5 protein-coding genes are annotated in these 3,435 nt (G+C 76.0%); 2 read left to right on the top strand and 3 right to left on the bottom strand.

What is annotated here, in order from left to right:
- Positions 1-781 (top strand): histidine kinase (locus ABZS66_RS61025; protein WP_354774068.1); only part of this gene is annotated, 781 nt, incomplete at its 5' end.
- A complete protein-coding gene (locus tag ABZS66_RS61020) occupies positions 778-1,413 on the top strand; it encodes a response regulator transcription factor (protein ID WP_354774066.1) in 636 nt (211 codons plus the stop codon). The genes ABZS66_RS61025 and ABZS66_RS61020, both read left to right, overlap by 4 nt.
- Here the strand turns inward: ABZS66_RS61020 and ABZS66_RS61015 are convergent.
- The 3 genes from ABZS66_RS61015 to ABZS66_RS61005 form a co-directional block, all read right to left on the bottom strand.
- Entirely contained in the window at positions 1,410-1,829 is a 420-nt protein-coding gene (locus ABZS66_RS61015; RefSeq protein ID WP_354774064.1) for a hypothetical protein, read from the bottom strand. The two genes, ABZS66_RS61020 and ABZS66_RS61015, sit on opposite strands and share 4 nt — an antisense overlap.
- Positions 1,826-3,109, bottom strand: coding sequence for a glycosyltransferase (locus tag ABZS66_RS61010; RefSeq protein WP_354774062.1), 1,284 nt, complete (start codon positions 3,107-3,109; stop codon positions 1,826-1,828). Before ABZS66_RS61010 ends, ABZS66_RS61015 begins: the two co-directional genes overlap by 4 nt.
- Before the next feature lie 12 nt (positions 3,110-3,121).
- On the bottom strand, positions 3,122-3,435 hold a 314-nt coding region (locus ABZS66_RS61005), incomplete at its 5' end, for an acyl-CoA dehydrogenase family protein (protein WP_354774060.1).

The following is a 3,435-nucleotide window of genomic DNA, read 5'->3' as shown; positions in this document are numbered from 1 at the left end:
GGTCGCCGCCGCGGTCCGCCACCGGCCGGCCCGCACCGCGGCCGGCGTCGCCGCCGGCGGGCTCGCGGTGGCTGCCGCCAGCTGGTGCACGGGGAACTCGGCGGGCGCCGGGGTGCCGACCGTGACCGGGCTGAACCTGCTCGCCTGGCTGGCCGCCGTCGTCGCCGGCCTCCTGCTGCGCGAGCGCGACCGGCGCCGCCGAGACGCCGCCGCGGCCGTGCGCCTCGACCTCGCCCGCGAGCTGCACGACGAGGTGGCGCACCACGTGACCGGCATCGTCCTGCAGGCCCAGGCCGCCCGCATCCTGGCCCGCCGCCGGCCCGGCGAGGTCGACGGCGCGCTGGCCGGCATCGAGACGGCCGGCGCGGAGGCGCTCGCCGCGATGCGCCGGGTCGTGGCCCTGCTGCGGGAGGGCGAGGACCTGGGCGACCTGGTGAGCCGGTACGGCGGGCCGCCCGTGCGGCTGCGCCTGCCGGCCGGCGGCCTGCGGTGCGCACCGGCGGTGTCGGCGGTGGTGTACCGCGTGGTGCAGGAGTCATTGACCAACGTGACTCGCCACGCGCCTCGGGCGCGATCGGTGAGCGTCACTGTCGGGGAGTCGCCGTCGTCGGTGACGGTGACGGTGCTCGACGACGGGCCGTCGCCCGCCCCCGCTGCCGGCGGCTACGGCCTGATCGGCATGCGCGAACGGGTCGAGGCGCTGGGCGGCGAGCTGTCGGCGGGCCCCGCCCCGTCCGGCGGCTGGGCGGTCAGCGCGGTCCTGCCGCGGGAGGCCCGATGACGATCCGCGTGCTCGTCGCCGACGACCAGGCGATGGTCCGCGGCGGCCTGCGCCTGATTTTGGAGGACCAGCCCGACATCGAGGTGGTCGCCGAGGCCGCCGACGGCGTCGAGGCGGTGGAGCTGGCCCGCCGCCTGCGCCCCGACGTGTGCCTGGTCGACATCCGCATGCCCCGCCTGGACGGTCTCCAGGTGACCCGGGCGCTGCACCCGATGCGGGTCATCGTGGTGACGACGTTCGACCTGGACGAGTACGTCTACGGCGCCCTGCGCGGCGGCGCCGTGGGCTTCCTGCTGAAGGACGCCGGGCCGGCCCTGCTGGTCGAGGCCGTCCGCGCCGCCCATGCGGGTGACGCGCTGGTGTCGCCGTCGGTCACGGTACGACTGCTGCGGCACCTGACGTCCGCCACCGCCCCACCGCCGTCGCTCCCACCGCTGCGCCCGCTCTCGGACCGCGAGCTGGAGGTCGTGCGTTCGATCGCGCGGGGCCGCACGAACCGCGAGATCGCGACCGAGCTGTTCATCTCCCTGTCCACGGTGAAGAGCCACGTCTCGGGCATCCAGACGAAGCTGGGCCTGCGCAACCGCGTGGAGATCGCCGCGTGGGCCTGGGAACAACGCCTGATGGCCTAGGTCAGCCCCTCCCAGCAGGCGTCGTTCTCCCAGCAGAAGTGCAGCGGCTGCTGGAACCCGTGCCCGCCGGCCTTGAGCGCCCGGTCCATGGCCGCGAAGAGTGGCCGCTGCCCGGCGCTGCGGTGCTCCATGTCGTGCTGCGCCCCGGACGCGACGGGTTCGAGCCCGTCGGGCGGGAAGAGGTAGCCGCCGCCGTAGTTCCAGCCGTAGAGCCGGTACCGCAGCGTCCCGTGCCCGTCGACGACCTCGGCGGTCTCGACCTCGTTCTCCTCGTCGAGCAGGACGTCGTCGAGGTCCACCGGCTGCCACACCTTCGCGAGCTGCGCCCGCTCGGCGGGCAGCAGCTCGGCACTCGTGACGGGCCGCCTCCTGCGCACGACGTGCAGCTCGGGCGTTCCCGGCGGCGGCTCGCTCATGCCAGCAGCTCCTCGACCAGGTCCCCGGCCCGGGGGACGCCACCCGCCGCCGCCAGGGCCGCGCCCAGCTCGGCGGCCCGCTCCCGCATCCGCGGCTCGCCGAGGACCCGGGTGACCGCGGCGCGCACCCGGGCCGGGCGGGGCGTGCCCGTGCGCAGGTCGATCCCGGCCCCGGACCAGGCGACCCGGCGCGCCACCTCGGGCTTGTCGAGCGTCGCGCCGGCCACGACCATGGGCACCCCGGCCGCGAGCGCCGCGAGCGTCCCACCCCAGCCGGCGTTGGAGACGACCACGTCGACGAGCGGCAGCAGCTCGTCGTGCGGCAGGAACGGCGCCGCCCGGGCGTTGTCCGGCAGCGGGCCGAGGACGTCGGCAGGTGCGCCGCCGGTCGTGCAGACGACCAGAACGGGGGCGTCGGCCAGGCCCTCGAGGGCGGGCCGGAGCAGGTCGGCCGGGTCGACGTCGAGGGTGCCCTGGGTGACGTGCACCACCGGCCGCCCCGCGGCGCGCGCCGCCGCCAGGTCCCCCCACCACGCGGGCCGGTCGCCAACCGGGTCGCCCACCGGTGCGGCCGGCGGCGCGAGCCGCCCGACGTAGTGCACGTGCGCCGGCAGGTCGCTGCGCGGATAGTCGAGGCCGGGGGCGCCCTGGGCCAGCACGAGGTGTGGCGAGTACAGCCCGTCGGGGCCGCGGACCGCGGCGGGCCCGAGCCCGGTCGCGGCCCGGATCCGGCCGATCCGCGGCTCGATCGCCAGGCGGTTCGCCAGCAGCAGGGGCTGCCACAGCAGCGCGTTGCGCCAGCGCGCCGCCCGGCCGGTCGACATCCGCACCGGCACCCCGGGCGGCGGCAGGTCGCGGCTGGCGAGGGTCAGCGGGATCACGGCGACGGTCGCCCACGCAACCCCGAGGCGCTCCCCGGCCAGCGCGCCGCCGAACGCCAGCTGGTCGGTCACGAGCAGGTCGAACGGTGCCGCCGCGAGAATGTCGGCGGCCTGCCCGGCCGCGGTCCCGACGAGCACGTCGGTGAAGTTGGCGAAGTTGGCCCGGATCCCCTTGCCGTCCCCGACCCGCGGGAACGTGTCGGCGAGCCGGGCGTCGTCGAAGTCCTGCGCGGCCGTCCACGGCAGCCAGCGCGCGCCGGCCGCCTCGAAGCGGCCGCGGTACTTCGCGCCGGTGTGCGCCGTCACGTCATGACCACGCCGGGCCAGCTCGGCGGCGACCGCCGACATCGGCCCGACGTGCCCACCGAACGGCAGGCTGGTGACCAGAATGCGCGCCACAGCTGCCGGATTTTAGCCCTGCAGCAGCTGCCTGGCCATCACGATGCGCTGGACCTGGTTGGTGCCCTCGTAGATCTGGGTGATCTTGGCGTCGCGCATCATGCGCTCCAGGGGGAAGTCCTTCGTGTAGCCGTAGCCGCCCAGCAGCTGGACCGCGTCCGTGGTGATCTGCATCGCGGCGTCGGAGGCGAAGCACTTGGCGGCGGCGCCGAAGTACGTCAGGTCCGCGTCGCCGCGCTCCGACTTCCCGGCCGCGGCGTAGGTGAGCTGCCGGGCCGCCTCCAGCTTCATGCCCATGTCGGCCAGCATGAACTGGATGCCCTGGA

Origin of the sequence: Dactylosporangium sp. NPDC005572 (assembly GCF_040605515.1) — a bacterium.
In the GTDB taxonomy this organism is placed as follows: domain Bacteria; phylum Actinomycetota; class Actinomycetes; order Mycobacteriales; family Micromonosporaceae; genus Dactylosporangium.
The sequence above is the reverse complement of the archived record's forward strand: the minus strand, read 5'-3'. Positions and strand labels throughout refer to the sequence as shown.

Coding starts and splice junctions, on each gene's coding strand:
- ABZS66_RS61020 (WP_354774066.1), top strand. CDS start 778: ATGACGATCCGCGTGCTCGTCGCCGACGACCAGGCGATGGTCCGCGGC.
- ABZS66_RS61015 (WP_354774064.1), bottom strand. CDS start 1,829: ATGAGCGAGCCGCCGCCGGGAACGCCCGAGCTGCACGTCGTGCGCAGG.